The 24,987-nt window shown below is 69.0% G+C and carries 22 protein-coding genes; 6 read left to right on the forward strand and 16 right to left on the reverse strand.

The window, feature by feature from the left end; genetic code table 11:
* Positions 1-5 precede the first annotated feature (5 nt).
* From OJF58_RS26810 to gltB, 3 genes are all read right to left on the reverse strand, one after another.
* Positions 6-443 (reverse strand): type II 3-dehydroquinate dehydratase, encoded by a 438-nt coding sequence (locus tag OJF58_RS26810; protein WP_300780954.1) that lies wholly within the window; start codon positions 441-443, stop codon positions 6-8.
* 123 nt (positions 444-566) lie between these two features.
* Complete coding sequence (locus tag OJF58_RS26815) at positions 567-2,018, reverse strand: glutamate synthase subunit beta (RefSeq protein ID WP_300780955.1); 1,452 nt, start codon at positions 2,016-2,018, stop codon at positions 567-569.
* Positions 2,019-2,178: 160 nt separating this feature from the next.
* Positions 2,179-6,825, reverse strand: a complete 4,647-nt coding sequence (gene gltB / locus OJF58_RS26820) for a glutamate synthase large subunit (protein WP_300780956.1) — start codon at positions 6,823-6,825, stop codon at positions 2,179-2,181.
* 151 nt (positions 6,826-6,976) lie between these two features.
* Between gltB and OJF58_RS26825 the strand changes: the two genes are divergently transcribed.
* Positions 6,977-7,240 (forward strand): hypothetical protein, encoded by a 264-nt coding sequence (locus OJF58_RS26825; protein ID WP_300780957.1) that lies wholly within the window; start codon positions 6,977-6,979, stop codon positions 7,238-7,240.
* Between the two features lies 1 nt (position 7,241).
* On the opposite strand, the gene OJF58_RS26830 is transcribed toward OJF58_RS26825, so the two are convergent.
* The 3 genes from OJF58_RS26830 to putA form a co-directional block, all read right to left on the reverse strand.
* The gene (locus OJF58_RS26830) at positions 7,242-8,720 is read right to left on the reverse strand and encodes a patatin-like phospholipase family protein (protein ID WP_300780958.1); all 1,479 of its coding nucleotides are present in this window, start codon (positions 8,718-8,720) and stop codon (positions 7,242-7,244) included.
* Between the two features lie 11 nt (positions 8,721-8,731).
* A complete protein-coding gene (locus OJF58_RS26835) occupies positions 8,732-8,980 on the reverse strand; it encodes a hypothetical protein (protein ID WP_300780959.1) in 249 nt (82 codons plus the stop codon).
* Positions 8,981-9,066: 86 nt separating this feature from the next.
* On the reverse strand, positions 9,067-12,501 hold the full coding sequence (gene putA, locus OJF58_RS26840; RefSeq protein WP_300780960.1) for a bifunctional proline dehydrogenase/L-glutamate gamma-semialdehyde dehydrogenase PutA: 3,435 nt from the start codon (positions 12,499-12,501) through the stop codon (positions 9,067-9,069).
* 111 nt (positions 12,502-12,612) lie between these two features.
* On the opposite strand from putA, the gene OJF58_RS26845 reads away from it, so the two are divergent.
* From OJF58_RS26845 to OJF58_RS26855, 3 genes are all read left to right on the forward strand, one after another.
* Positions 12,613-13,863, forward strand: a complete 1,251-nt coding sequence (locus OJF58_RS26845; protein WP_300780961.1) for an aromatic ring-hydroxylating dioxygenase subunit alpha — start codon at positions 12,613-12,615, stop codon at positions 13,861-13,863.
* A gap of 4 nt (positions 13,864-13,867) precedes the next feature.
* Positions 13,868-14,332, forward strand: coding sequence for an aromatic-ring-hydroxylating dioxygenase subunit beta (locus OJF58_RS26850; RefSeq protein ID WP_300780962.1), 465 nt, complete (start codon positions 13,868-13,870; stop codon positions 14,330-14,332).
* Positions 14,333-14,405: 73 nt separating this feature from the next.
* Positions 14,406-15,335 carry a 4-hydroxythreonine-4-phosphate dehydrogenase PdxA gene (locus tag OJF58_RS26855; RefSeq protein WP_300780963.1) on the forward strand — a complete coding sequence of 310 codons (930 nt, stop codon included), beginning with the start codon at positions 14,406-14,408 and terminating at the stop codon, positions 15,333-15,335.
* An 18-nt stretch (positions 15,336-15,353) separates the two neighbouring features.
* Here the strand turns inward: OJF58_RS26855 and OJF58_RS26860 are convergent, their stop codons facing one another.
* Entirely contained in the window at positions 15,354-15,743 is a 390-nt protein-coding gene (locus OJF58_RS26860) for a cytochrome c family protein (RefSeq protein ID WP_300780964.1), read from the reverse strand.
* A 95-nt stretch (positions 15,744-15,838) separates the two neighbouring features.
* Between OJF58_RS26860 and OJF58_RS26865 the strand changes: the two genes are divergently transcribed.
* The gene (locus OJF58_RS26865) at positions 15,839-15,979 is read left to right on the forward strand and encodes a hypothetical protein (protein WP_300780965.1); all 141 of its coding nucleotides are present in this window, start codon (positions 15,839-15,841) and stop codon (positions 15,977-15,979) included.
* A gap of 249 nt (positions 15,980-16,228) precedes the next feature.
* Here OJF58_RS26865 and OJF58_RS26870 read toward each other — a convergent pair whose 3' ends face one another.
* Genes OJF58_RS26870 through OJF58_RS26880 form a run of 3 tightly spaced genes read right to left on the reverse strand, consistent with a single transcriptional unit; the run spans position 16,229 to position 19,312 of the window.
* Positions 16,229-17,959, reverse strand: coding sequence for a thiamine pyrophosphate-requiring protein (locus OJF58_RS26870; RefSeq protein WP_300780966.1), 1,731 nt, complete (start codon positions 17,957-17,959; stop codon positions 16,229-16,231).
* Between the two features lie 7 nt (positions 17,960-17,966).
* On the reverse strand, positions 17,967-18,926 hold the full coding sequence (locus OJF58_RS26875; protein WP_300780967.1) for a tripartite tricarboxylate transporter substrate binding protein: 960 nt from the start codon (positions 18,924-18,926) through the stop codon (positions 17,967-17,969).
* The gene (locus OJF58_RS26880; RefSeq protein WP_300780968.1) at positions 18,923-19,312 is read right to left on the reverse strand and encodes an EthD domain-containing protein; all 390 of its coding nucleotides are present in this window, start codon (positions 19,310-19,312) and stop codon (positions 18,923-18,925) included. The genes OJF58_RS26875 and OJF58_RS26880 overlap by 4 nt, the downstream gene beginning before the upstream one ends.
* Positions 19,313-19,401: 89 nt before the next feature.
* Between OJF58_RS26880 and hrpB the strand changes: the two genes are divergently transcribed.
* Positions 19,402-21,873, forward strand: a complete 2,472-nt coding sequence (gene hrpB, locus OJF58_RS26885; protein ID WP_300780969.1) for an ATP-dependent helicase HrpB — start codon at positions 19,402-19,404, stop codon at positions 21,871-21,873.
* A gap of 131 nt (positions 21,874-22,004) precedes the next feature.
* On the opposite strand, the gene OJF58_RS26890 is transcribed toward hrpB, so the two are convergent.
* The 6 genes from OJF58_RS26890 to OJF58_RS26915 all read right to left on the reverse strand — a co-directional run bounded on the left by OJF58_RS26890 (position 22,005) and on the right by OJF58_RS26915 (position 24,936).
* Positions 22,005-22,223 (reverse strand): hypothetical protein, encoded by a 219-nt coding sequence (locus OJF58_RS26890; RefSeq protein WP_300780970.1) that lies wholly within the window; start codon positions 22,221-22,223, stop codon positions 22,005-22,007.
* 8 nt (positions 22,224-22,231) lie between these two features.
* Positions 22,232-22,594, reverse strand: a complete 363-nt coding sequence (locus tag OJF58_RS26895) for a hypothetical protein (protein ID WP_300780971.1) — start codon at positions 22,592-22,594, stop codon at positions 22,232-22,234.
* Positions 22,591-22,800, reverse strand: coding sequence for a hypothetical protein (locus OJF58_RS26900; protein WP_300780972.1), 210 nt, complete (start codon positions 22,798-22,800; stop codon positions 22,591-22,593). The genes OJF58_RS26895 and OJF58_RS26900 overlap by 4 nt, the downstream gene beginning before the upstream one ends.
* The gene (locus tag OJF58_RS26905; protein ID WP_300780973.1) at positions 22,797-23,249 is read right to left on the reverse strand and encodes a lysozyme; all 453 of its coding nucleotides are present in this window, start codon (positions 23,247-23,249) and stop codon (positions 22,797-22,799) included. Before OJF58_RS26905 ends, OJF58_RS26900 begins: the two co-directional genes overlap by 4 nt.
* Positions 23,246-23,491: a hypothetical protein gene (locus tag OJF58_RS26910; protein ID WP_300780974.1), complete on the reverse strand. Its 246-nt coding sequence runs from the start codon at positions 23,489-23,491 to the stop codon at positions 23,246-23,248. Before OJF58_RS26910 ends, OJF58_RS26905 begins: the two co-directional genes overlap by 4 nt.
* A 365-nt stretch (positions 23,492-23,856) precedes the next feature.
* Positions 23,857-24,936 carry an IS630 family transposase gene (locus OJF58_RS26915; RefSeq protein WP_300779365.1) on the reverse strand — a complete coding sequence of 360 codons (1,080 nt, stop codon included), beginning with the start codon at positions 24,934-24,936 and terminating at the stop codon, positions 23,857-23,859.
* Positions 24,937-24,987: the final 51 nt, after the last annotated feature.

Here is a 24,987-nt window from a genome sequence, read left to right on the forward strand (position 1 = left end):
AAAGCTCAGCCCGAGCCTGAGGTCAGGCGGGAGACCATGGCGTCGAGGGCGAGGATGTAGGAATTGACGCCGAAGCCGGTGATGATGCCGACCACCGCCTCGGCCGTGATGGAGGCGTAGCCGCGCTTCTCGATATTGGTCATGTGGATCTCGATCGCGGGCGCGCTGATCGAGCGCAGGCAGTCGCGCAGCGCATGGCCGGCATAGAGGAAGCCCGCCGGATTGAACAGCACGCCGTCGATGCCCTCGCGGTCGGCGCGGTAGATGGCGGTGACCGCCTCGCCCTCGGTGTTGGTGTAGAGGATCTCCAGATCCACGCCGAGCTCACGCGCGCGGCGGCGAACGATGGAGTTCAGCTCCTTGGCCGTCGTCGTGCCATAGAGCTCGGGCTGACGCGTGCCCAGATACTCCATGTTGGCGCCCTGGATCAGCAGGAGTTTCATTCCATCCCCGGGTTGCGATACGGCGGCTCGCGGGCCGCACCTATCGCAATACTCCAGAACAAGCCACGGTTGAAGGGCGCCGCGCCTCGGCACGCACGCCCGAGGCCGCGCGAGTGTCGCAGGTCAGCGCGGCAGCGCGGACTGCCCCATCAGCTCGATATCGATGGCGCGCGCGCACTGCCGGCCCTCGCGGATCGCCCAGACGACCAGCGATTGGCCGCGCCGCATGTCGCCGGCGGCAAACACGCGCGGCACCGAGGTCTTGTAGTCCTGCACGGTGGCGGCAACATTGCCGCGGGCATCGAGCGCGACACCGGTCTGCTCGAGCAGACCAGGCCTCACCGGCCCGAGGAAGCCCATCGCCAGCAGGACGAGACCGGCCTCGAGCCGGAACGTGCTGCCGGGCACCTCGGCCATCGCCATGCGGCCGTCGGCGCCCTTCACCCACTCGACGCGCACGCATTCCAGCGCCTCGACCTTGCCGTTCGAGCCGACCGCGCGCCGCGTGAGCACGGCGAAGTCGCGCTCGACCCCTTCCTCGTGCGAGGAGGAGGTGCGCAGCTTCAGCGGCCAGTCGGGCCAGGTCAGCGCCTTGTTCTCCTTCTCCGGCGGCTGCGGCATGACCTCGAGCTGCGTCACCGAGAGCGCGCCCTGGCGGTTGGACGTGCCGACGCAGTCCGATCCCGTGTCGCCGCCACCGATCACGATGACATGCTTGCCTTTGGCGCTGATCGTGCCGCGGGGTGCGGCGCGCGCCTCGTCGTCGCCGGCCACGCGCTTGTTCTGCGGCACCAGGAAATCCATCGCGAAATGGATGCCGTCGAGCTCGCGGCCCGGCACCTCGAGATCGCGCGGCCATTCGGCGCCGCCGGTCAGCGCCACGGCGTCGTAGCCTTCGAGCAGCGACTTCACCGACAGCGTGGCCCCCACCTCGACGCCGGTGCGGAACTCCACGCCCTCCGCCGTCATCTGGCGCATGCGGCGGTCGATCAGATGCTTCTCCATCTTGAAGTCGGGGATGCCGTAGCGCAGCAGGCCGCCGATGCGGTCGGCCTTCTCGAACAACGTCACCGCATGGCCCGCGCGGGCGAGCTGCTGGCTGCAGGCGAGGCCCGCCGGGCCCGAGCCCACGACGGCGACGCGCTTGCCCGTCTTCTTCGCCGGCACCAGCGGCTGGACCCAGCCTTCCTGCCAGCCGCGGTCGACGATCGCGCATTCGATCGACTTGATGGTGACGGGATTGTCGTCGATGTTGAGCGTGCAGGCGGCCTCGCAGGGCGCCGGGCAGATGCGGCCGGTGAACTCGGGGAAGTTGTTGGTCGAGTGCAGGACCTCGAGCGCATCGCGCCAGCGGTCGCGCCGCACCAGCTCGTTCCAGTCGGGGATCTGGTTGTTGACCGGGCAGCCGTTGTGACAGAACGGCACGCCGCAATCCATGCAGCGCGCCGCCTGCCGGCGCATCTCGGCCGACGGCAGCGGCAGGATGAATTCCTTCCAGGTCTTGAGCCGCGCCTCGACCTTCTCGTACGGCCGATCCTTGCGCTCGATCTCCAGGAAGCCGGTGGGAAGCCCCATCGCTCTCGCTACTCCTTCTCCAACGTCTTCCCGTGAAGGGAAGGATCCATCGGCTTCGCCTCGGGATGACACGGTTCATGTGTCATCCCGAGCGCAGCGAGGGATCTCTCCTTCCGGTTGCAGATCCCCCGCCAATGCTCGGAATGACGGCCACGGGCCATCACTCCGCCGCGACCGCCTTCGCCGCCGCCTGCCCGCGCGCCTGCAGCAGCGCGCGCTTGTAGTCGCGCGGCATCACCTTGACGAAGCAGCGCACAGCACGGTCCCAGTCCTCCAGCAGCTCGCGGGCGCGGGCGCTGCCGGTATGGAGGTGGTGCCGCTCGATCAGGATGCGCAGCCGCTCGGCGTCGAAGCGCAGCACGTCGCCCATGCCGTTGTCCTCGACATCGATCGCGCGCTGGCGCGGCCGGCCGGGATCGTCGTGCGGCGCCTCGGAAGGGCCGGTAACCTGCTCGAGCTCGACCATCGCCGGATTGCAAAGGTCGCGAAAGCGCGCCTTCGGGTCGTACACGTAGGCCACGCCGCCCGACATGCCGGCCGCGAAGTTGCGCCCGGTCTCGCCCAGCACGACCACCACGCCACCCGTCATGTACTCGCAGCCATGGTCGCCCGTGCCCTCGACGACGGCGATGGCGCCCGAGTTGCGCACGGCGAAGCGCTCGCCCGCCACGCCCTCGAAATAGGCCTCGCCGCCGATCGCGCCGTAGAGCACCGTGTTGCCGACGATAATGTTCTGCAGCGGGTCCCGGCCCGTGCCGGCGGGCTGGCGAACCGTCACGCGGCCGCCGCTCAGGCCCTTGCCGACATAGTCGTTGGCGTCGCCCGTGAGCTCGAGCGAGACGCCGTGCGCCAGGAAGGCGCCGAAGCTCTGGCCCGCGGTGCCGGTGAGCTTCACCGAGATCGTGTCGTCGGGCAGCCCCGGATGGCCGTAGCGCCGGGCGACTTCGCCCGACAGCATGGCGCCCACGGTGCGGTTGACGTTGCCGATGGGCAGCTCGATCTGCACCGGCTCGCCCCTCTCCAGCGCCGGCCGCGCCGCCTCGATCAGCCTGTGGTCGAGCGCCTTGTCGAGGCCGTGCTCCTGCCGCTCGCAGTTCCAGATCGCCACGCCCGGCCGCGCCGGCGCGGCATAGAGCAGCTTCGAGAGGTCGACGCCGCCCGCCTTCCAGTGATCGACGGCGCGGCGCATGTCGAGGCGGTCGACGCGGCCGATCATCTCGTCGAGGGTGCGGAAGCCCAGCCGCGCCATGATCTCGCGCAGCTCCTCGGCGACGAAGAAGAAGTAGTTGATCACGTGCTCGGGCTGGCCGGTGAAGCGCTTGCGCAGCACCGGATCCTGCGTCGCCACGCCCACCGGACAGGTGTTGAGGTGGCACTTGCGCATCATGATGCAGCCCACGGCGATCAGCGGCGCGGTCGCGAAGCCGAACTCGTCGGCGCCGAGCAGCGCGCCGATCGCGACGTCGCGGCCGGTGCGCAGGCCGCCGTCGACCTGCACCGCGATGCGGCCGCGCAGGCCGTTCAGCACCAGCGTCTGCTGTGTCTCGGCGAGCCCGATCTCCCACGGCGAGCCGGCATGGGTGAGCGAGGTGAGCGGCGAGGCGCCGGTGCCGCCCTCGAAGCCCGAGATCGTCACGTGATCCGCGCGCGCCTTGCTGACGCCGGCCGCGACCGTGCCGACGCCGACCTCGGAGACGAGCTTCACCGAGACGCGCGCCCCGGGATTGACGTTCTTCAGGTCGTGGATGAGCTGCGCCAGATCCTCGATCGAGTAGATGTCGTGGTGCGGCGGCGGCGAGATCAGGCCGACGCCCGGCGTCGAGCGCCGCACGCGGGCGATGTTGCGGTCGACCTTGTGGCCGGGGAGCTGGCCGCCCTCGCCCGGCTTGGCGCCCTGCGCCATCTTGATCTGCAGGTCGTCGGCGTTGACGAGATATTCGGCGGTGACGCCGAACCGGCCCGAGGCGACCTGCTTGATGGCCGAGCGCATGGAATCGCCGTTGGGCAGCGGCTTGAAGCGGTCCACCTCCTCGCCGCCCTCGCCGGTGTTCGACTTGCCGCCGATCCGGTTCATGGCGATGGCGAGCGTGGTGTGCGCCTCGCGGCTGATCGAGCCGAAGCTCATGGCGCCGGTGGCGAAGCGGCGGACGATGCTGGCGGCGGGCTCGACCTCCCCGATCGGCACGGGCTCGTCGGCCCATCTGAACTCCATCAGGCCGCGCAGGGTGAGCAGCCGCTCGTTCTGCAGGTTGATGCTCTCGGCGAACGCCTTGTACTCGGCCGAGCTGTTGCCGCGCACGGCGTGCTGCAGCCTCGCCACGCTCTCCGGCGTCCAGGCATGGTCCTCGCCGCGCAGCCGGAAGGCGTAGTCGCCGCCGACATCGAGCATGTTGCGGTAGATCGGGTTGTCGCCGTAGGCGTCGCGATGGCGGCGCACCGTCTCCTCGGCGATCTCCTTCCAGCCCGCGCCCTCGACCGTCGTGGCGGTGCCGGTGAAGTATTTCTCGACGAAGCCCGAGTGCAGGCCGACCGCGTCGAAGATCTGCGCGCCGCAATAGGACTGGTAGGTCGAGATGCCCATCTTGGACATCACCTTCAGCAAGCCCTTGCCGACCGCCTTGATGTAGTTCTTCTGCACCTCGTAGGGCTCGAGCGACAGTCCGTTCTGGACCCGCAGCGCCTCCAGCGTCTCGAAGGCGAGATAGGGATTCACCGCCTCGGCGCCGAACCCCGCGAGGCAGCAGAAGTGATGGACCTCGCGCGCCTCGCCGGTCTCGATCACGAGCCCGGTCTGGGTGCGCAGCCCGCGCCGGATCAGGTGATGATGGACGGCAGCCGTCGCCAGCAGCGCCGGGATCGGGATGCGCTCCGCCGACACGGCGCGGTCCGACAGGATCAGGATGTTGCGGTCGGCCAGCACGGCGTCGGTCGCCTCGACGCAGACGCGGTCGAGCGCCTTCTCCAGCCCCGCCGCGCCCTCGGCCGCGGGCCACGTCGTGTCGATGGTGGCGGTGCGGAAGGCGCCGTCCAGCAGCTCCTCGATCGAGCGGATCTTCTCCAGCTCCGCGTTGGTCAGCACCGGCTGGGCGACCTCGAGCCGCTTGTGCGTGCCGGCATGGCGGCCGAGCAGGTTCGGGCGCGGCCCGATCATCGACACCAGCGACATCACCAGCTCCTCGCGGATCGGGTCGATCGGCGGGTTGGTGACTTGCGCGAAGTTCTGCTTGAAGTAGTTGTAGAGGAGCTTCGGCTTGTTCGAGAGCACGGCGATCGGCGTGTCGGTGCCCATCGAGCCCACCGGATCGTCGGCCACGCTGCTCATCGGCTCGAGGAAGAACTGGATGTCCTCCTGCGTGTAGCCGAACGCCTGCTGGCGATCGAGCAGCGTCGTCGGATCGTTGGACGGCGCCGGCGGCGGGGCGTCGGGCAGCTCCGACAGCTCCTCGAGCTTGTACTGCGTCTGCTTCAGCCACTCCTCGTAGGGCTCGGCCTCGGCCAGCGTGCGCTTCAGCTCCTCGTCCTCGACGATGCGGCCCTGCTCGAGATCGATCAGCAGCATCTTGCCGGGCTGCAGCCGCCACTTGCGCACGATGTTCTTTTCCGGGATCGGCAGCACGCCCGATTCGGACGCCATCACGACGCGGTCGTCGTCGGTCACCAGGAAGCGCGCGGGCCTGAGGCCGTTGCGATCGAGCGTGGCGCCGATCTGGCGGCCGTCGGTGAAGGCGATCGCCGCCGGCCCGTCCCACGGCTCCATCAGGGCGGCGTGATACTCGTAGAAGGCCTTGCGCCTCGCATCCATCAGCGGATTGCCGGCCCACGCCTCCGGGATCAGCATCATCATCGCATGGCTCAGCGAATAGCCGCCGGCCACCAGCAGCTCGAGCGCATTGTCGACGCAGGCGGTGTCGGACTGGCCGTGCGGGATCAGCGGCCACATCTTGTCGAGGTCGGCGCCGATCAGCTCCGACTCCATCATGCGCCGGCGCGCGTACATCCAGTTGACGTTGCCGCGCACGGTGTTGATCTCGCCGTTGTGGGCGATGAAGCGGTAGGGATGCGCGAGCTTCCACGACGGAAAGGTGTTGGTCGAGAAGCGCTGGTGCACCAGGCAAAGCGCCGACTCGGTCAGCGGATCGCGCAGGTCGGCATAGAAGCTTTCGACCTGGTGGGCGAGCAGCAGGCCCTTGTAGACCACCGTGCGCGAGGAGAAGGACGGCATGTAGAGCTGCGAAAGGCCCGGCAGCTTGTGCTTCTTCTCGAGCTCGGCCAGCGGATTCTGGGTCTGCTTGCGGATGGCGAGAATCTTGCGCTCGAAGGCGTCCTGGTCGGCGACCTTGGGCCCGCGACCGACGATCGCCATGCGGATCACCGGCATCTTCTCGATGACGGCGGCGCCCAGGCCCGCGGGATCGGTCGGCACGTCGCGCCAGCCGACCAGCTTCTGGCCCTCGACCCTGATGAAATGCTGGAACCGCTTGACGGCGAAGTTCCGCGCCGCCTCGTTCTGCGGCAGGAAGCACATCGCGACCGCATAGTGACCCGGCGGCGGCAGGTCGACTGCCGTCCGGCGCGCCCAGTCGCGCAGCAAGGCATCCGGGATCTGGATCATGCAGCCCGCGCCGTCTCCCACCAGCGGATCGGCGCCGACCGCGCCGCGATGGTCGAGATTGACCAGGATGCGCAGGCCCTGATGGATGATGTCGTGGGATTTCCGGCCCTTGATGTCGGCCACGAAGCCGACACCGCACGAATCGTGCTCGTTGCGCGGGTCGTACAGTCCCTGTCTGGATGGCAGTTCGCTCAAATGTCCAGGCCGCCCGCTCGGACGGCTCCCCCCGAAAGAAGCGCTTACCCTCGTCCTTATTAGCCCGCTTGGGGTCCGGGTCAAAAGCGATTGTTGCGGCGCAACGTCCCTCCTAAAGTGGCCGCTGGCGATCGGGATGCCCGGGGGAGCGATGTCGAAGCGGATGGCGAAAATCATTGCCGGGCTCGTGGTTTTGTCGGCCTTGGCGGCCTGCGAGCACCGCGAAGCTGCCTATACCGGGCCCGGCTGGTATCTGGAGAAGCCGCGCCCGGTCGTGACCCTCGGCCCGCAGATCTTCAAGGGTCCATTCACCTACGAACAGTGCGAGATCGAGCGCCAGAAGCTGCCGCCCTCGGTCGACAACCTGATCTGCAACCGCGAACTCGCCCCGCCCGGCCCGCTCGGCGGCAGTTAGTCTATCCTTCCGGCCGCAGGATGGTGCACGCCTGGTCGACCGTGGCGAGCGGTTGGGCGAGCGGCCGGGCGTCGAGCGCCCGGAGGACGGTGGGAAACGCAGGGTCCTGGGCCAGCAGCGCCTCGCCCATCGCGTCGAGGGCGTCGAGCTCGTTGTCAGACAAGGTCCAGCTCGTCTGGATGCGATGAAATGCGGCGCGACATCTTTGGTCGGAGATCGCGTCGAAGTCGACGGCGATCAGGCGGGTATTGTCGGCGACGGTCCTGAAGTTGGCGGCCTGCCTGAGCAGCACGTCACGCATGGGCCGGCCGGGCTTGTCGGCCTCGCGCTGGATGCCGTCGGCCATGTCGCGGAACCGCTCGGTCAGCAGCGTGCGGATCCTCTCTGAATTGCTGAAGGTCGCCCGATCGATCGACGAGCCGATCGACGCCGTCAGCATCGCGACGGCGCCGGGTGTCGCCGGGCTGCCGTCCAGCGCGGAGGGCGTGACCGAACGGGCATTGATCATGATGAACACGATCTTCCTGATCCTGCCGTCGCTGATGGACTGCTTGAATTTCGGCGAGACGTCGTCGGTCGTCAGCAGGCGATAGGGTTCGCTGACGCCGAGATTGTCGGCGATGCCGCCATCGAGGAGATGGATGAACTTCTTCTGCCCGTCGGCATAGGCCGAGGCGGTGCGCTCCCAGGTCACGCGCGGCGGATCGAGATACCAGCTCGTTGCGTGCGCCGCCTCGAGCCAGAGCGGCTTTCCAATGACCTTGCACGGCCGATAGTTCTTCAGGGTGACGGGCGACAGCGCGACCGGGAAGGCCGCCGACGCCGCCACCGCCGTCGATATCTTCATTGTCCCGAGATCGCTGCACAGCAAGTCCATCGTGTACTGCGTGAAGGGAAAGGTCGTTCCCTCGACCATGTCGGCGGCATTGAGGATCAGGTAGGGCCGTCGCCGTTGCCTGACGAGCTCGTCGAACGTGACGTTGTGGAAGAGCTGCCGGTCGAGATAGTCGACCAGCAGGTCGATGCGCTCCTTGGACGGCGTCGCCAGCATGGCGAGGCCGACCGGATTGAGCCCCTGGGCGATCAGGGCCTGCATGCCGTCCCGGCGGACGAAGTCCTTCTCGAGGGCCGGCAGGCCGGCCGCGCCGTGGAGGGCGAAGTAGGCAGCCGTGACGCTGCCGCCGGACACCGACGACAGGATGTCGATCTTGCTCGCCACGCTCCGGCCGGAAGCCAGCTTTATCTTGTCCATGGCCCGCAGCACCGACATGGTCAACGCTGCCGCGCGCGTGCCCCCGCCCGACGCGGTAACGATCACGAGCGCGTCCTGCGGCTCGCCTGGAGAAAGCTGGCTCCATTGGTATGCAGGTCGGTCGGCGTCGACGATCGGCCTGTTGCGGACGGGATAGGCGCAGCCAGTCAAGCCCGACGTCAGGAACAGTACCCCGAACCATGCCAGCAAGCGGACCATGGTGGGCATGGCGCAGGCCTTCAGAGGTCTTTCGGCTTGGGTGGATCGACCGGGGAAAGGTCGATGGTCCTGCTTTCCCAGTCCGGCACGTTGTCCACGACCCCCTCGAAATCGACGAGACGTCGGCCCGACCCCGACGTCAGCGTCTGAAAGATATGCGAGCCGGGGTTGAGGGTGATCAGGGTGGGCGTCGGACCGAGCGGGTCGTCATAGACGCCGTTGACGTAGATCTCCCTGCCTCTGGGCTCGATGATCGTCACGAAAATCATCCACCCCTCCCCCGACTATCCATTCTGCCGCAGAAGTCGGACCGGCGCCATCGGGCCGGCGTTGCGGTAGACGACGTTCGCAGCGACTACCCGATCGCCATTAGGCTGGCGTTGCCGCCGGCGGCGGCGGTGTTGATGCTGAGGGCGATCTCGTCGAACAGGAAATCGAGCGGATAAGGGGCGCAATGGACGGGCACGATGGGACCGTCGCGCCCGGCGAGGCGCTGGACGAGAGCGCGCAGCTCCGCCTCCTCGCCGGCGAACAGCGCCGCGGCGATATGAGGATCGTCGATTTCCATCGTGGCGCGGTTGCCGGTGGCGCGCACCGCCTCGAGCTGGATCTGGAGGTCGGCCGGATCGTGGGCGACGCAGAGGATGGTGCCCCTGGGCCGCAGGCGATAGCTGTTGCGCTCCCCGACCGGCCCGGCGAGTTCGCGCTCGGCGGTATCGACGGCGGCCGGGGCCGGCCGCTCGGCGAGCAGCCTGTATATATAAAGTGGGCCGCCTGCCTTGGGGCCGGTCCCGGAAAGACCGTGGCCGCCGAAAGGTTGCACGCCCACCACCGCGCCGATCAGGTTGCGGTTGACGTACTGGTTGCCGGCGGCGCTCGCCTCGGTCGCCCGCGCCACCGTCTCGTCGATCCGGCTGTGCACGCCGAAGGTGAGGCCGAAGCCGGTGCGGTTGACCTCGCGGATCATGGCCTCCAGCCGCCCGCGCGGATAGCGCAGCAGGTGCAGCACCGGCCCGAACACCTCGCCCGGCAGGCCGGCCACGGCGTCGATCTCGATCAGGGTCGGCGGCACGAACAGCCCGGCCTCGGTCGCGGCGGGCAGCGGCGGCTGGTACACTGCGTGGCCGCGGGCCCGCATGCGTTCGATGTGATCGAGCAGGCGCTTCTGCGCCTCCTTCGAGATCACCGGCCCCACATCGGTCGAGAGCCGGTCGGGATTGCCGATCGAAAGCTGGTCCATCACGCCCCGCAGCATCGCGAGCACGCGGTCGGCGATGTCCTCCTGCAGGCAGAGGAGGCGCAGCGCCGAGCAGCGCTGGCCGGCCGAGTCGAAGGCCGAGACGATGGCGTCGCCCACGAGCTGCTCGGCGAGCGCCGAAGAATCCGCGACCAGCGCATTCTGCCCGCCGGTCTCGGCGATCAGCGGGATCGGCTTGCCGTCGCGGCCGAGCCGCTTGGCGAGCGTGCGGTTGATCGACTGCGCCGCCTCGGTCGAGCCGGTGAACACCACGCCGGCGACGGCCGGATTGGCGACCAGCCGCGCGCCGATCGCGCCGTCCCCCGGCACGAGCTGCAGAACGCCCGGCGGCAGGCCGCCGCCCAGGAAGAGCTTCACCATCTGCGCGGCGATCAGCGGCGTTTCTTCCGCCGGCTTGGCGATCACCGCGTTGCCGGCCGCCAGCGCGCCCGCGATCTGGCCGGTGAAGATCGAGAGCGGGAAGTTCCACGGGCTGATGCAGGCGACGAGCCCGAGCGGCCTGTGCGTCGCGTTCGAGAAGCCGCGCGCTTGGCCAGCGTAGTAGCGCAGGAAGTCGACCGCCTCGCGCACCTCGCCGATGGCGTTGACGAAGGTCTTGCCGGCCTCGCGCACGATCAGGCCGACCAGCGCCGGCATGCGCGCTTCCAGCCGGTCCGCGACGCGCTCGAGGCAGGCGGCGCGCGCCTCCGGCGATGCCTGCCAGACGACGGCCCGCGCGCAGGCGGCATCGACCAGCTCCGGCGTCGCCTCGATCACCATGCCGACCAAGTCGTCGAGATCGGCTGGATTGCGCACCTCGCGAGGCGGCCCCTCGCGCAGGCCGTCGCCGAGGTGCGGCGCGGCCTGCCAGCGCTCGCCCGTGCTCGCGGCCAGCGCCTTCGCCAGCTCGGCCAGCCGCTGCTCGTTGGCGAGATCTAAGCCCATCGAGTTGAGGCGCGTGGGCTCGAAGAGATCGCGCGGCAGGGCGATGCGCTCGTGCGGCGCGCCGACCGGCACCAGCGTGCGCGCCCGCTCGACGGGATCGGCCAGCAGCCGCTCGATCGCGATGTCGGGATCGGCGATCTGGTGCACGAAGGAGGTGTTGGCGCCGTTCTCCAGCAGCCGGCGCACGAGATAGGCGAGCAGCGTCTCGTGCGTGCCGACGGGTGCGTAGATGCGGCACGGCCGGTCGAGCTTGTCCTTGCCGACGACCTCCTCGTACAGGCTCTCGCCCATGCCGTGCAGGCACTGGAACTCGTACTGGCCCGGCCGATAGCCCTCGCCGGCCATGGTGTAGATGGTCGCGAGCGTCAGGGCGTTGTGGGTGGCGAACTGGGGATAGAGGGCGTCCGGCGCCGCCAATAGTCTCTTCGCGCAGGCGATGTAGGAGACGTCGGTGTGCATCTTGCGCGTGAACACGGGGAAGCCCTCGAGACCGTCGACCTGCGCGCGCTTGATCTCGCCGTCCCAGTAGGCGCCCTTCACCAGCCGCACCATCAGCCGGTGCCGGCTGCGGCGCGCGAGATCGACCAGCCAGTCGATCACGAACGGGCAGCGCTTCTGGTAGGCCTGCACCACGAAGCCCAGGCCGCTCCAGCCCTCGAGCTCGCGCTCGAAGCAGAGCCGTTCGAGGAGATCGAGCGAGATCTCCAGCCGATCGGCCTCCTCGGCATCGATGTTGAGGCCGACATCGAGGGAGCGCGCCTGCATCGCGAGCGCCTTCAGCCGCGGATAGAGCTCGGCCTCGACGCGCCCGATCTGCGCGCGGCTGTAGCGGGCGTGGAGCGCGGAAAGCTTCACCGAGATGCCAGGCCCGTCGTAGGGATCGCGGCCCTCGCCCGCGACGCCGATCGCATCGATGGCGCGGCGATAGTCCTCGAAATAGCGCCGCGCCTCGGCCTCCGTGACGGCCGCCTCGCCCAGCATGTCGTAGGAATAGCGGAAACCCCTCGCCTCCCGGCTCCGGCTGCGCTCCAGCGCCTCGTCGATCGTCTGCCCCGCCACGAACTGCTCGCCCATCAGACGCATGGCGAGGTTGACGGCGCTGCGGACCAGCGGCTCGCCGCCGCGCGCGATCAGCCGGCCGAGCGCCGACGAGAGCCCGCGCTCGCTGTGGGTGGCGGCGAGCCTTCCGGTCAGCATCAGCCCCCAGGTGGCGGCGTTCACGAACAGCGACGGGCTGTGGCCGAGATGCGCCTCCCAGTCGCCCGCCGCGATCTTGTCGCGGATCAGGGCGTCGCGCGTGGCATCGTCGGGAATGCGCAGCAGCGCCTCGGCGAGGCACATCAGCGCCACCCCCTCCTGGCTCGACAGCGCATATTCGTGGATCAGCCCCTCGATGCCGCCGCGTCGTGCCTTGCCGCGCAGCTCGACGACCAGCGTGCGCGCCAGCGAGGTGGCGGCAGCCATCGTCCCCGCCGGCAGGCTCGCCGCCGCGATCAGGGGCGGCAGGCATTCCGGCTCCGGCCGCCGGTACGCCGCCGTGATCGCGGCCCGAAGCGGCGTCTGCGGCCGGATCGACTGGACGAAGGCGTGGAACGGCGGTGAGGACATCGCGACTCGTCGGACCGCGCGCATCCTGCGCGCCCTATGAGCGGGCTGGAAGCCCGCGGTCCACAAGAGATAACATACGCGGCAAAATGAAGCCCGCGTAAGGAAGATCGCATGGACGCCCTGCCCGACTCGCGCGCCGCCGGCCTGTGGCCCGAGGACTCGGTCGCCCGCGTGCCCTACTGGGTCTACCAGGACGAGGCGAACTACAAGCGCGAGCTCGAGCGCCTGTTCGAGGGCGCGACCTGGAACTTCGTCTGCCTCGAGGCCGAGATCCCCGACAAGGGCGACTGGCGCACCAACCATGTCGGCGCCCTGCCGGTGATCGTGGTGCGCGACGCCGACGGCGCGATCAACTGCTTCGAGAATCGCTGCGCCCATCGCGGTGCGCTGATCGCCCTCGACGAGGCGGGCACGGTCGAAAGCAACTTCAAATGCATCTATCACGCCTGGAGCTACGACCTCTGCGGCAACCTGCGCGGCATCGCCTTCGAGCGCGGCATCAACGGCGTCGGCGGCATGCCCAGGGACTTCAGCCGCGAGGCCTTCGCGCCGCGCAAGCTGCGCACCACGACGCTCTGCGGCCTGGTCTTCGCGACGCTCTCGCCCGATACGCCGCCGATCGAGGAGTTCATCGGCGCCGATGTGCTGGGCCGCATCAGGCGCGTGCTCGACCGTCCGATCAGGGTGATGGGGCGCTTCACCCAGGCGCTGCCCAACAACTGGAAGCTCTATGTCGAGAACGTGAAGGACACCTATCACGCGAGCCTGCTGCATCTCTTCTTCGGCACCTTCCGCATCACGCGGCTGACCCAGGGCGGCGGCGTGCTGGTGAGCCCCGACGGCGGCAGCCATTCGAGCTACACGATCGACAAGGCCGACGACGCCCGAAGCACGGCCTATCGCGACCAGGGCATCCGGACCGAGAAGCAGGACTACAAGCTCGCCGATCCGCGCCTGCTCGACACGGTCGACGAGTTCAAGGACGGCATCCGGCTCCAGATCCTGTCGGTGTTCCCGGCCTTCATCCTGCAGCAGATCCACAATTGCCTCGCCGTGCGCCAGGTGGTGCCGCGCGGTATCGATGCCATGGACCTGAAGTGGACCTATTTCGGCTTCGCCGACGATCCGCCCGAGATGACGGCGCGGCGGCTCAGGCAGCAGAACCTCGTCGGCCCGGCGGGCTTCGTCTCCATGGAGGACGGCTGCGTCGGCGGCTTCGTGCAGCGCGGCATTGCAGCCGCCGGCGACCAGGTGTCGGCGATCGAGATGGGCGGCCGCACGACCGAGAGCCAGGCGACGCGCGCTACGGAGGCTTCGGTGCGCGGCTTCTGGAAAGCCTATCGCCGGCACATGGGCTACTGAACCGATGGATCTCTCGCGCCTCGTCGCGCTGAACGCGGCCTACGCCCGGGCGATCGACAACGAGCGGTACGAGGAGTGGCCGGACTTCTTCCTGGAGTCCTGCCTCTACAAGGTGACGACGGCGGAGAACGTGGCCAAGGGCCTCGAGGCCGGGCTGATCTACGCCGATTCGCGCGCCATGCTGCAGGATCGCATCTCGGCCTTGCGCCAGGCCAACATCTACGAACGCCAGCGCTACCGCCACATCGTCGGCCTGCCCACGATCCTCGATGCCCGCGACGGCGCCGCCGATGTCGAGACGCCGTTCCTGATCGTGCGCATCATGCGCGACGGCCGGATGGAGGTGTTCGCCACCGGCTGCTATCGCGACAAGGTCAGGACCAACGGCGACGGCACCCTGCGCTTTTCCGAGCGCATCGTCGTCTGCGACGGCAGCCGCTTCGACACGCTCGTGGCGATCCCGTTCTGATCATGGTCATGCGGGACCGCGGGCCTCCGGCCCGCTCATCAACCCATGAGGCGGGCTGGAAGCCCGCCGTCCCATGATGCGCGTCGCGATCGCATTGGGCGATCCCAACGGCATCGGGCCCGAGATCGCGGTCGAGGCGGCGACGCACTTCGCGCGCGACGACAGGATCGACCCGCTGCTGGTCGGCGACGGCTTCGTGATCGAGGAGACGGCGCGTCGTCTCGGTCTCGCGACACCCGCTTTTGTCGAGGCGCCGGCGCTCGAATTCGCGGCCTATGCGCCCGGCACGCTCGACCCGCGTGCCGGCTGGGCGACCGTCGCCTATGCGGCAGCGGCGGTGCGGCTCGCGCTCGCGGGCGAGGTCGACGCCGTGATCGGCTGTCCGCATTCCGAGACGGCGGTCAATCGCGCCGGCATCGCTTTCAGCGGCTATCCGGGGCTCGTTGCCGACCTGACGGGCACGCCGCGCGAACGCGCCTTCCTGATGCTGGCGGCCCAGGGCCTGCGCATCGCCCATGCCACGCTGCACGAACCGGTCGGCGCCGCCCTCGCCCGCCTCACGCCCGACCTCGTGATCGCGCTGGCCCAGGCCGCTGTCGCGACCGCGCGCAGGCTCGGCATCGCCGCGCCGAGGCTCGGCCTGTTCGGCATCAACCCGCATGCCGGCGAGGACGGCCTGTTCGGCGACGAGGACGAGCGCGTCACCAAGCCGGCGGCAGCCGCGCTGCGCGCCGGGGGCATCGCCATCGACGGTCCCCTTGGCGCCGACCTGCTGCTGGGCCGGCGCGGGCACGACATCTATCTCGCCATGTTCCACGACCAGGGTCACATCCCGATCAAGCTCCTCTCGCCCTTGCGCGCATCGGCCCTCGCCATCGGCACCCCCGTCCTCTTCGCCTCGGTCGCCCATGGCTGCGCGTTCGACATCGCGGGCCAGGGCGTCGCCGATCCGACGGGCGTGATCGAGACGGTCACGATGCTGGCAGGGATCCGGTCAAGCTGACTTCTGCCGTTGACCTTCTCAATGAAGGGTCTCGAGGTAGGCGATGATCTCCTTGCGCTCGGCCTCCTTCTTTGCGCCGGCATACGCCATCTTGTTGCCCGGCACGACCTTCTTGGGATTGGCGATGTACTTGTCGATCGTCTCGTCGTCCCAGGTGATGTCTGCCGTTTTCATCGCCTTGGAGTAGGTGAAGCCGGGCACGCTGCCGGATCGCCGGCCGACCACGCCGAAAAGCGACGGTCCGATCTTGTTCTTGCCGGCTTCGCTGGCATGACAAGCGGCGCAGACACGCTTGAAGACCTTCGCGCCTTTTTGAGCCTCGCCAGCGTCCTGCGCCCTTCCGGCGCCGGCAACTGCAAGGAACGCAAGCATCGTCGCCATGCCGGCGACAAGCCGCATCTTCTCCATGCCCTTCGTCCTCCTTGCGGTGAAAATAGGTATTTACGATGCCTCTATAACAGCCTAAATCGGTATTGAAAATGCTCCTTAAGAGGAGACGACCCGTGATCGAGAATCCCGGCGGCGAAAGGAAGGCTCCCATGACAGACGAAGACCCTTATTCGGGCAGCAGCCTCCTGCCGATGCTCATCAGCGGGCTCGTCCTGATCGTGTTGGGCATGGTTGCCGTTGCGGCATTCACCTGAAGAGTCGCTTCCAGCTCGTGAGCGGGAGCCGATGGCGGCCGAGGGGCATGATCGGGACGGTCGCGATCTTGCTGAGTGTCACATCGAGCTGATCGTTCCGGTGGATATGTCCTTCCGCCAAGTACGCCGTCAGACAGACCGGTCTTGCCGAAAGATCCTCCCTTCGACTTCGCTCGGGGCAAGCACTGCGTTCGGGACGACACCGAATGTCGTGTCATCCCGAGCGCATGCGACGGGTCCTTTGCCGCGCTACAGCTTCGTCACCCGCGCGTGCAGGATGGCCGAGCGGCCGGCGCGCAGCGCGGCCAGGCAGCGGGCGATGGCGGGCTCGACGGCGTCGGGATCGGACAGCGATTCGCCGTGCGCGCCGGCCGCTTCGGCGATCTTCGCGAAGTCCATCGCCGGCCCGAAGGCGGCGCCGAACTCGCCGCTCGCCTTTGCCTCGCCCGCGGGATAGACGCGCAACGTCGCCTCCTTCACCGCGCCCCAGCCCGAATTGTCGAGCACCACCGCGAAGATCGGCAGGCCGTATTTCTGCGACACCGCGAGCACCGACTGCGGGTTGGAGAAATAGAACGTGCCGTCGCCCATGATCGGCATGACGATCCGGTCGGGCAGCGCCAGCTTCAGCCCCAGGGCGACGCTGGCGGAGAAGCCCAGCCCCGCCCCGGCGAGGCCGACCCGGCTGCCGGGCCTGCTGCGCGGCATCTGCTGCAGCACCACCGGAATGTTGCGGATCGCCTCGTTGATCACGATGTCGGACGGGCCGAGCACCTTCGCGAGCGCCGCGCACAGGAAGTGCGGGTTGATTTCGCCCGTGGTGCCGCGCTCGGCGGCCAGCCGGGCCGCCTGCTCGCGGCGGCTTCTCGCCTCCTCGGCCAGCTCCTGCACGCGCGCCTCGGCGCGTATCCTGAAGCCTGCGTCGGCCTTCTCCTTCAGGACCGCCAGGAGATCGGCGAGGAAGCGCCGGCTGTCGCCCTGCCGCCGCAGGTTCGCGGGGAAGGTCCACATCGGGAAGCCGCGCTTCTCGGGATCGAGGTCGACATGCGCCCACCAGGTCGAGGGATTGTCGGGCATGTCCTTCGGGATCCACGGCACGTCGACATCGACCAGAAGGCCGACATCGGCCTCGGCCAGCGCCCTGGCTGGCGTGAAGCCGCCGTGGCACGGCGAATCGTACGGCAGGTTGACGTGGATCGGATTGAACTCGATGACGCGAATGCCGGCGAAGCGCGCCAGCTCGTCGAGCAGGCCCACCGCGGCGGGATTGCGGCCGGCATAGGCGGTGATCAGCAGCGGCCGTTCCGCCGCCAGCAGCCGCGCCGCGATGACATCGACCGACGGCGGATCGACGGCGCCCAACTCGGCCGGACCGAACCGCTCCTGCGGATAGGAGCGGATCTGTCCCTCCGACCAGAGCTCGGTCAGCGTCTCGCGCGGGAAGGTCATGTAGACCGGGCCGCGGGGCTCGCTCATCATCACCATGTGGGCGCGGCCGAGCGCCTCCTTGGCGACCACGCCCGAGGGCAGGTTGTATTCCCACTTGGTGTAGGGCCGCACGATGCCCGCCTGGTCGAACGGCTCCTGCACGAAATGCACGTAGGTGTCGCGCGTGCCCAGGAGCTCGCCGCGGGTGGTGAAGGGCGCGCGCCCCGCCATCAGCAGCACGGGGACGCGGCCACGGCAGAGATTGTGCAGGGCCATCGCCGAATTGGCGGTGCCGGCATCGACATGGACCATCACGCCCTGGCCGCGGCCGGTGGCGAGGTAGTAGCCCGCCGCCATGTGCACGGCGGTGATCTCGTGCGGGCAGATGATGGTCTGCGGCGCCTTGCGGCCGTCGCGCCCGAACGCCGCCATCGCCTCGATCAGCGGCGCATGGTCGGTGCCGAAGTTGCAGAAGAGATAGTCGCAGCCGATCTCGGTCAGGCCTTCGAGGAAATAATGCGCCGTCGAACGGCGGGCCTCGTTGATGTCCATGGCGTCCTCAGTCGAGCTTGATGTTGGCCTTGCCGGCAACTTCCTTCCAGCGCGCGATGTCGCGGGCGATCAGGTCGCGGTATTCCTCCGCCGTCGAGCTGTGCGCGTCGACCGCGATCCCTTCCAGCGCCGCGCGGACGTCGGGCAGCTCGAGCGACTGCGCGATCGCCTTCTGCAGGAGATCGACGACATCGTCCGGCGTGCCGGCGGGCGCGACGATGCCGGTCCAGAGCGAGATCTCCATGTCGGCGATGCCGACCTCGGTGAGGGTGGGCACCTCGGGGAAGAACCTGCTGCGCCGCGGCGTCGTGACGGCCAGCGCGCGCAGCTTGCCGCCCTTGACCGGCCCCGCGAGCGGTCCCGTATCGGCGATCGCCATCAGGACCTGCCCGCTCATCACCGCGCGCGCCATCTCGCCGCTGCCCTTGTAGGGGATGTACTGGAACCGCGAGCCGGTGCGCTGGTTGAAGAGCTCCGACGCGAGCTGGAACGCAGTGGCCGCCGAGGCATAGTTGGCGAGCTCGGGATGGGCGCGGCCGTAGGCCACCAGCTCGGGCACGCTCGTCACCGGCTGATCGGGCCCGACCACCAGCAGCAGCGGGAAGTCGGCCAGCAGCGAAATCGGCGCGAAGTCCTCCTCCGGATCGTAGGGCAACCTGGAATAGACGGCGGGATTGACGGTGAGCGGCCCGCTCGGCGCCACGAACAGCGTGTAGCCGTCGGGCGGCGCCTTGGCGACCAGCTCGGCGGCCACGATCGACTGGGCGCCCGGCTTGTTCTCGACCACGACCGGCTGGCCGAGCTTCTCCTCGAGCTTGGCGGCGACGATGCGCGCGATCAGGTCGTTGCCGCCACCCGGCGCATAGCCGATGACGAGGTGGATCGGCCTGGAGGGATAGCTGCCCGCCTGCGCCGCGCCGAGCGGCAGCATCAGGGCCGCGAGGACGAGGAGGAAACGTCCGATCATCGCCGTGCCTCCTCCGCCGCCGCATAGATCGTCTCCTCGCGGTTCAGCCACAGCGGAGATCGGGGCAGATCGATGAACTTCGCCTCGTCCTCCAGCAGCAGCCGGCCGGCCTCGCGCGCGGCAGGATCGCGGCCGGCGGCGCGGAAAGTGTCCTCGTCCGCCCACCACAGCTCGGCGACGCCGTCGAACGGCTCGGGCGCGCCGCGCACGCGCCGCATGCCCGCCGCGAGATCGCCCTCGAGGCGATGGAGCTGCACGTAGCGCGTCATGCGCAAGGCCGGCTGCAAACGACGCACCAGCGGCCCGTGCCGGTTCAGCCAGTAGTCCTGGAACTCGGCGAGCGACAGGCTCGGCAATCGCCGCAGGCAGAAGGTGAGCTTCAGCACGTCGTCCTCCCGACTTCAGACGGACCGCGCGCATCCTGCGCGCATGAGCGGGCTGGAAGCCCGCGGTCTGATGATGCCATAAGCCCGCCATGCCCTCACCCTCCCTTCCGGTCGACGAGGCGCTGCCGCGATTGAAGGCGGTGCTCGCGGCGCGCAGTGCCGCGGTGCTGGTGGCGCCGCCGGGCGCCGGCAAGACGACGCGCGTGCCGCTCGCGCTGCTCGACGCGCCGTGGCTCGGGAGCCGAAAGATCGTGATGCAGGAGCCGCGCCGGCTTGCCGCACGCGCCGCGGCGCGGCGTATGGCGGCGACGCTCGGCGAAGCGGTGGGTGAGACGGTGGGTTATCGCGTGCGCCTCGACAGCAAGGTCGGCCCGCGCACCCGGATCGAGGTCGTGACCGACGGCCTCTTCCTGCGAATGCTGCAGGACGATCCCGCGCTCGAAGGCATCGGCTGCGTCATCTTCGACGAGCTGCACGAGCGCGGGCTGGAGACCGATCTCGCCTTTGCGCTGGTGCGCGAATCGCAAACCGCGTTGCGCGAGGACCTGCGCGTGCTCGCGATGTCGGCAACGCTCGATCCCGGCCCCGTTGTCGAGCGGCTGGGCGGCGCGCCGCTTGTGGAATCAGCCGGCCGAATGTTTCCCGTCGCGACGCGCTATCTCGATCGCGAGGCCCGGGACCGCATCGAGGACACGGCGGCAAGCGCCATCCGCGCGGCGCTGCGCGAGGAGAGCGGCAGCGCGCTCGTGTTCCTGCCGGGCACGGGCGAGATCCGCCGCGTTCAGGAGCGGCTCGCCGACCTCGGCGCCGATATCGACGTGGCGCCGCTCTACGGCGACCTGCCAGCCAACCAGCAGGACCTCGCCATCGCACCCGTGCCGGCCGGCCGCCGCAAGGTGGTGCTGGCGACCGCCATCGCCGAGACCAGCCTCACCATCGAGGGCGTGCGGATCGTGATCGATGCCGGGCTGATGCGCGTGCCGCGCTTCTCGCCGCGCTCGGGGATGACGCGGCTGGAGACCGTGCGCGTGAGCCAGGCCTCGGCCGACCAACGGCGCGGCCGCGCCGGCCGCCTCGAACCCGGCGTCTGCTATCGGCTGTGGACCGAGGAGGCGCAGCGCGGGCTTCTGCCCTTTACGCCGCCCGAGATCCTCGACGCCGACCTCGCCCCGCTCGCCCTCGAGCTCGCGGCCTGGGGCGCAAGCGACGCCGCGACGCTGCCGTGGCTCACGTCGCCGCCCGCCGCCTCGCTCGCTGCGGCCCGCAAGCTGCTCGTGGATCTGGGCGCGCTCGACCCGCTCGGCGCGATCACGTCGCACGGCCGCGCCATGGCGCGGCTCGGCCAGCATCCCAGACTCGCGCATCTCGTGCTGAAGGGCCGCGAGCTGGGACAGGGCCGCATCGCGGCGCTGCTGGCCGCGATCCTGGGCGAGCGCGACTTCCTGCGCCTGCCGCCGGGCCAGCGCGATGTCGATCTGCGCCATCGTGTCGAGATTGCGCTCGACGGCAAAGGCGACGGTGCGCTGCGGCTGATCCGGGAGTCCGCGCGCCGCCTGATGCCGCGCGACGCGAAGAACGAGACGCCCGACGTCGCCATGACCGGCGCCCTGCTGGCGCTCGCCTATCCCGACCGCATCGGCCGCCGCCGACCCGGCACCGCGGGACGCTATCTTCTGTCCGGCGGCCGCGGCGCGGCGCTGGCCGAAGGCGACCCGATGGCCAACGAGGAGTTCCTGGTGGTGGCCGATCTCGACGGTTCGGCGCAGGACGCCCGCATCTTCCTCGCCGCGCCCGTCACCTCGGCCGAGATCGAGGAACTCTTTGCCGAGCGCATCGTCGACGAGGAGATCGTGCAGTGGCAGGCGCGCGAGGGCGCGGTGCTGGCGCGGCGCCGCCGCCGGCTGGGCGCGCTCTTCCTCGAGGACAAGCCGCTCGCCGGGCCCGACCCGGAGAAGGTGAAGGCCGCGATGCTCGACGGCGTGCGCCAGCTCGGCATCGCCGCCCTGCCCTGGAGCGACGATCTCGCAAAGTGGCGCCGGCGCGTCGCCTTCCTGCGCACGCTCGACTCCGCGTGGCCGGATCTCTCCGACGCCGCCCTACTCGCGTCATTGAACGAATGGCTGTCGCCCTTCCTCGACGGCGTGTCGCGGCGCGACCACCTCGCGCGCGTCGATCTCGCGGCGGCGCTCAAGGCACTCGTGCCATGGGACCGCCAGCGCGCGCTCGACCGGCTGGCGCCGACGCATGTCGAGGTGCCGAGCGGCTCGCGCGTGCCGATCGACTATGCCGATCCCGCCGAGCCCACGCTCTCGGTGCGGCTGCAGGAGATGTTCGGCCTCACCGACACGCCGCGCGTGGCCGACGGCAAGGTCGCGCTCACGATCCATCTGCTGTCGCCGGCGCGCCGTCCGGTCCAGGTGACGCGCGATCTCGCGAGCTTCTGGGCCGGCGGCTACAAGGCGGTGAAGGCCGAGCTCAGGGGCCGCTACCCGCGCCACTACTGGCCCGACGACCCGCTGGTTGCCGAGCCCACTGCCCGCGTGCGGCCACGGCCGAGGTGAACAACTCCAGAAAGAATCCTGACTGCAAACAATAGTGTCATCCCGAGCGTGGCGAGGGATCTTTGATCGACGTCGCGAAAGATCCCTCACTTCGTTCGGGATGACACGGATGGTGAGTGTGCTGAAAGCCTCTACCACCCTGTCGAAACCGGATCGGCGTCGAGCTGCGCCTTGAGCGCCAGCAGCTCGGCATGGGCCCGGTCGAGATCGGCCTCTGTTGCGGCGGTGGGCGAGCGGACGACCTGCAGCGTGCGGGTGATCAGGCCTTCCACCTGGATGCCGGCAGCAATGGCGCCGGGCAGCACTTGCAGCACCTGGGCCACGAGGGTCATGATCGAGGCGATGTCCATTGCCGACCTCACTTCACGTCGTAGATGGCGAGAATCGACTGGAAGGCGGTGACGGCCTCGCGCGCCGACGCCTGGGCCGCCTCGATGGCGCTCTGGGTGGCGCCGGGCGTCAGCACCACGTTCTGCGCCGCCTCGAGCGCCGCCAGCGCCGCGTCGTCGGCCATGCGGAGCTGCTTCACCACCGCGGCGTCGGAGCAGATCTTCGGGCCGTCCGCGACGCAGCGCGGAAGCTGGTTGTACTTCACCGCCAGCACCAGCGCCGCCTGGTAGGAGGTCATGCTCGCCAGCACGGCGCTGCTGGGCGGCATGCTGGCCTGGCAGGCGGCGAGCGTCATGAGCGCGGCCGTCGCCAGCATGTGCGCCCGCTTCACGAGGTGCCTCCCCCGGAGGGAGTCCCGATCAGCACCGCGGCGGCAATGCCGGCGACGACGGTCGCGATCGTCTCGACCTCGCCCGGCGCGAAGGCGTAGCCCGCGGCGGTGGCCAGCGCGCCCACGAGGCCGATCCAGGTCGTCTTCTCGACGAGGCGCGCGCTCAGCCAGGTCCAGGCGAGCGCGCCCAGCAGTTTCCAGTTCATGTCGTCGTTGCTCCTTGCGGGTTGTCGAGAAAAAGGGCGCGCTCGAGCGCGCGCCGCCTCACCAGGCCGGGCACGACGGCGCCCGTGGCGTCGTGCACCCAGCGCGGGAACTCGTCGGCGGCGCCCGCATAGTCGCCGGCATCGAGCTTGCGCCGGAGCGTCGAGCCGGCGAGCGCCGCCGGCCCGATGTTGAAGGCGAAGGAGACCAGCGCGTCGAACTGCCGTTGCGAGAGCGGCACCGCGATCTGCCGCCGCACCGCCGCCTCGGCGCGGGCGACGTCGCGGACGAGCCAGGCCTCGCCCTGCGCACCATCGCAACGGTCGCCCTCGCGCACGCCTTCGGTGTGGCCCCAGGCGATCGTCCAGACGCCCGAGCCGTCGCGATAGGCGCAATCGCGGAAGCCCTCGCAGGTCTTGATGAGGTCGAGCCCCTCGGCCGAGATCCTCATCCGTGCCGCCCCATGATCAGGGCGAAGGCGGTGGCGCCGACGGCGGTGAGCAGGATCACGATCGAGCCGCCGGCCGCCGCCCACAGGCGGTTGCTCATCGCGTCGAGCCGCGCATGCAGCGTCGCGAGCTGGTGGTTGATGTTGGCGTAGCGCTCGGCGCAGATCTTCTCGTGTGTCTCGAGCCGCGCCTCGACGCGCTCGGCAGAGCGATCGGAATCGAGTCGGGTGACGGGAACGGACAAGCGCGAATCTCCAGCAAGCCAGGGATGGCAGTGAAGTTCGCCGCTTGTCCCCGCCCCGCTCCGAGGAGCGAGGCGACGATGCCGGCTGACGATTTCTCTTTAGAGGAAACCTCGCTTGCGAGGCAATCGTGACCGTTAGGGGAACGACGGTGGACTAACGTATTCGCCGGAGACGAGAAGATCAGCCTTGGCGGCGACCGCTGCGGCGATGACCTGATCGTCGTCCGGATCAGCGGCAATGACATTCGGGATCGAGAGCGGTGTCACCAGCTCGACGGCATCGCCGTAGTCGGCGAGGATCTCATGGGCAGCACGGCCAATGAGAGCAAGCCGCTTCGCGGCGACGGAGCGGATCAGGACCTCACCTAGTGGATGGAATCTAACACTTGGTGCCCTCGTTTGACGGCGGCGATGATTTTGTTGGGGTCCTTTGTCCAGATGAAGGGCCTTGGGTCTGCATTGTGGAGGCGAAGGAAGCAGTGGATGGCGTCTTTGAGTTCGCGAAGAGATCGGAAGACGCCGCGCTTGAGGCGTTTGTTCGCGAGCTTTGCAAAGAAGCCCTCGACGGCATTGAGCCAGGACGCCGACGTTGGGGTGAAGTGGAAGGCGAACCGCGGATGCTTGTCGAGCCATTGCATCACTTTGGGATGGCTGTGGGTGGCATAGTTATCGATGATGACGTGGATCGTCTTTCTCCTGGGTGTCCTTGCATCGATGGCGTTGAGGAAGCGGATGAACTCTTGATGACGATGGCGCTTCATGCACTGGCCGATAACCTTGCCCTCCAGGACGTCGAGGGCGGCGAACAGAGTGGTGACGCCATGGCGCTTGTAGTCGTGGGTCATGGTGCCGGCGCGCCCCTTCTTCATCGGCAGTCCCGGCTGGGTGCGGTCCAGCGCCTGGATTTGGCTCTTTTCATCGACCGAGAGCACGATGGCGTGGTCGGGCGGATTGACGTACAGCCCGACGATGTCCCTGAGCTTGGCGGCAAACTGCGGATCATTGGACAGCTTGAATTGGCGGACCAGATGCGGCCTCAGGCCATGGGCGCGCCAGATCCGTTGCACCGAGCTGACGCTGATCCCGGCCGCCTCGGCCATCGCCGGGCCGGTCCAATGGCTCGCCCCCGACGGCGGCCCTGCCAGCGTCATGGCGACAACGTGCTCGGCCACCTCGGGATGGAGCGGCGGGATGCGCGACGGGCGTGTCTTGTCGCGCCACAGCCCCGCTGCACCTTCCGCCCCGAACCGTTCCTGCCAGCGCCAGATCACCGTCTTGGCCTTGCCGGTGGCACGCATGATCTCGGCAGTGCCATGCCCGTCGGCGGTCAAAAGAACGATCCTTGCCCGCCAGACGTGCTTTTGCGGGCTGTTGCGGTTGGCCACCACCGCCTCCAGCTCGCCACGGTCCGTGGCATTCAACTGAAAGTTCGTTCGCTCGTGCATTCCTCTGACTCGCATACGCGAGCCCGATCGGGAATCCCCTCGCGAATCGAA

This window comes from Enhydrobacter sp. (assembly GCF_030246845.1).
GTDB lineage: Bacteria > Pseudomonadota > Alphaproteobacteria > Reyranellales > Reyranellaceae > Reyranella.

What these genes read in the sequence shown, in the direction of transcription:
- OJF58_RS26845 (WP_300780961.1), top strand. Translation starts at nt 12,613, where the DNA reads ATGGACGCCCTGCCCGACTCGCGCGCCGCCGGCCTGTGGCCCGAGGAC.
- hrpB (WP_300780969.1), top strand. Translation starts at nt 19,402, where the DNA reads ATGCCCTCACCCTCCCTTCCGGTCGACGAGGCGCTGCCGCGATTGAAG.
- putA (WP_300780960.1), bottom strand. Translation starts at nt 12,501, where the DNA reads ATGTCCTCACCGCCGTTCCACGCCTTCGTCCAGTCGATCCGGCCGCAG.
- OJF58_RS26900 (WP_300780972.1), bottom strand. Translation starts at nt 22,800, where the DNA reads ATGAACTGGAAACTGCTGGGCGCGCTCGCCTGGACCTGGCTGAGCGCG.
- OJF58_RS26850 (WP_300780962.1), top strand. Translation starts at nt 13,868, where the DNA reads ATGGATCTCTCGCGCCTCGTCGCGCTGAACGCGGCCTACGCCCGGGCG.
- OJF58_RS26825 (WP_300780957.1), top strand. Translation starts at nt 6,977, where the DNA reads ATGTCGAAGCGGATGGCGAAAATCATTGCCGGGCTCGTGGTTTTGTCG.
- OJF58_RS26875 (WP_300780967.1), bottom strand. Translation starts at nt 18,926, where the DNA reads ATGATCGGACGTTTCCTCCTCGTCCTCGCGGCCCTGATGCTGCCGCTC.
- OJF58_RS26860 (WP_300780964.1), bottom strand. Translation starts at nt 15,743, where the DNA reads ATGGAGAAGATGCGGCTTGTCGCCGGCATGGCGACGATGCTTGCGTTC.
- OJF58_RS26830 (WP_300780958.1), bottom strand. Translation starts at nt 8,720, where the DNA reads ATGCCCACCATGGTCCGCTTGCTGGCATGGTTCGGGGTACTGTTCCTG.
- OJF58_RS26915 (WP_300779365.1), bottom strand. Translation starts at nt 24,936, where the DNA reads ATGCACGAGCGAACGAACTTTCAGTTGAATGCCACGGACCGTGGCGAG.
- OJF58_RS26870 (WP_300780966.1), bottom strand. Translation starts at nt 17,959, where the DNA reads ATGGACATCAACGAGGCCCGCCGTTCGACGGCGCATTATTTCCTCGAA.
- OJF58_RS26815 (WP_300780955.1), bottom strand. Translation starts at nt 2,018, where the DNA reads ATGGGGCTTCCCACCGGCTTCCTGGAGATCGAGCGCAAGGATCGGCCG.
- OJF58_RS26810 (WP_300780954.1), bottom strand. Translation starts at nt 443, where the DNA reads ATGAAACTCCTGCTGATCCAGGGCGCCAACATGGAGTATCTGGGCACG.
- OJF58_RS26905 (WP_300780973.1), bottom strand. Translation starts at nt 23,249, where the DNA reads ATGAGGATCTCGGCCGAGGGGCTCGACCTCATCAAGACCTGCGAGGGC.
- OJF58_RS26890 (WP_300780970.1), bottom strand. Translation starts at nt 22,223, where the DNA reads ATGGACATCGCCTCGATCATGACCCTCGTGGCCCAGGTGCTGCAAGTG.
- OJF58_RS26835 (WP_300780959.1), bottom strand. Translation starts at nt 8,980, where the DNA reads ATGATTTTCGTGACGATCATCGAGCCCAGAGGCAGGGAGATCTACGTC.
- OJF58_RS26855 (WP_300780963.1), top strand. Translation starts at nt 14,406, where the DNA reads ATGATGCGCGTCGCGATCGCATTGGGCGATCCCAACGGCATCGGGCCC.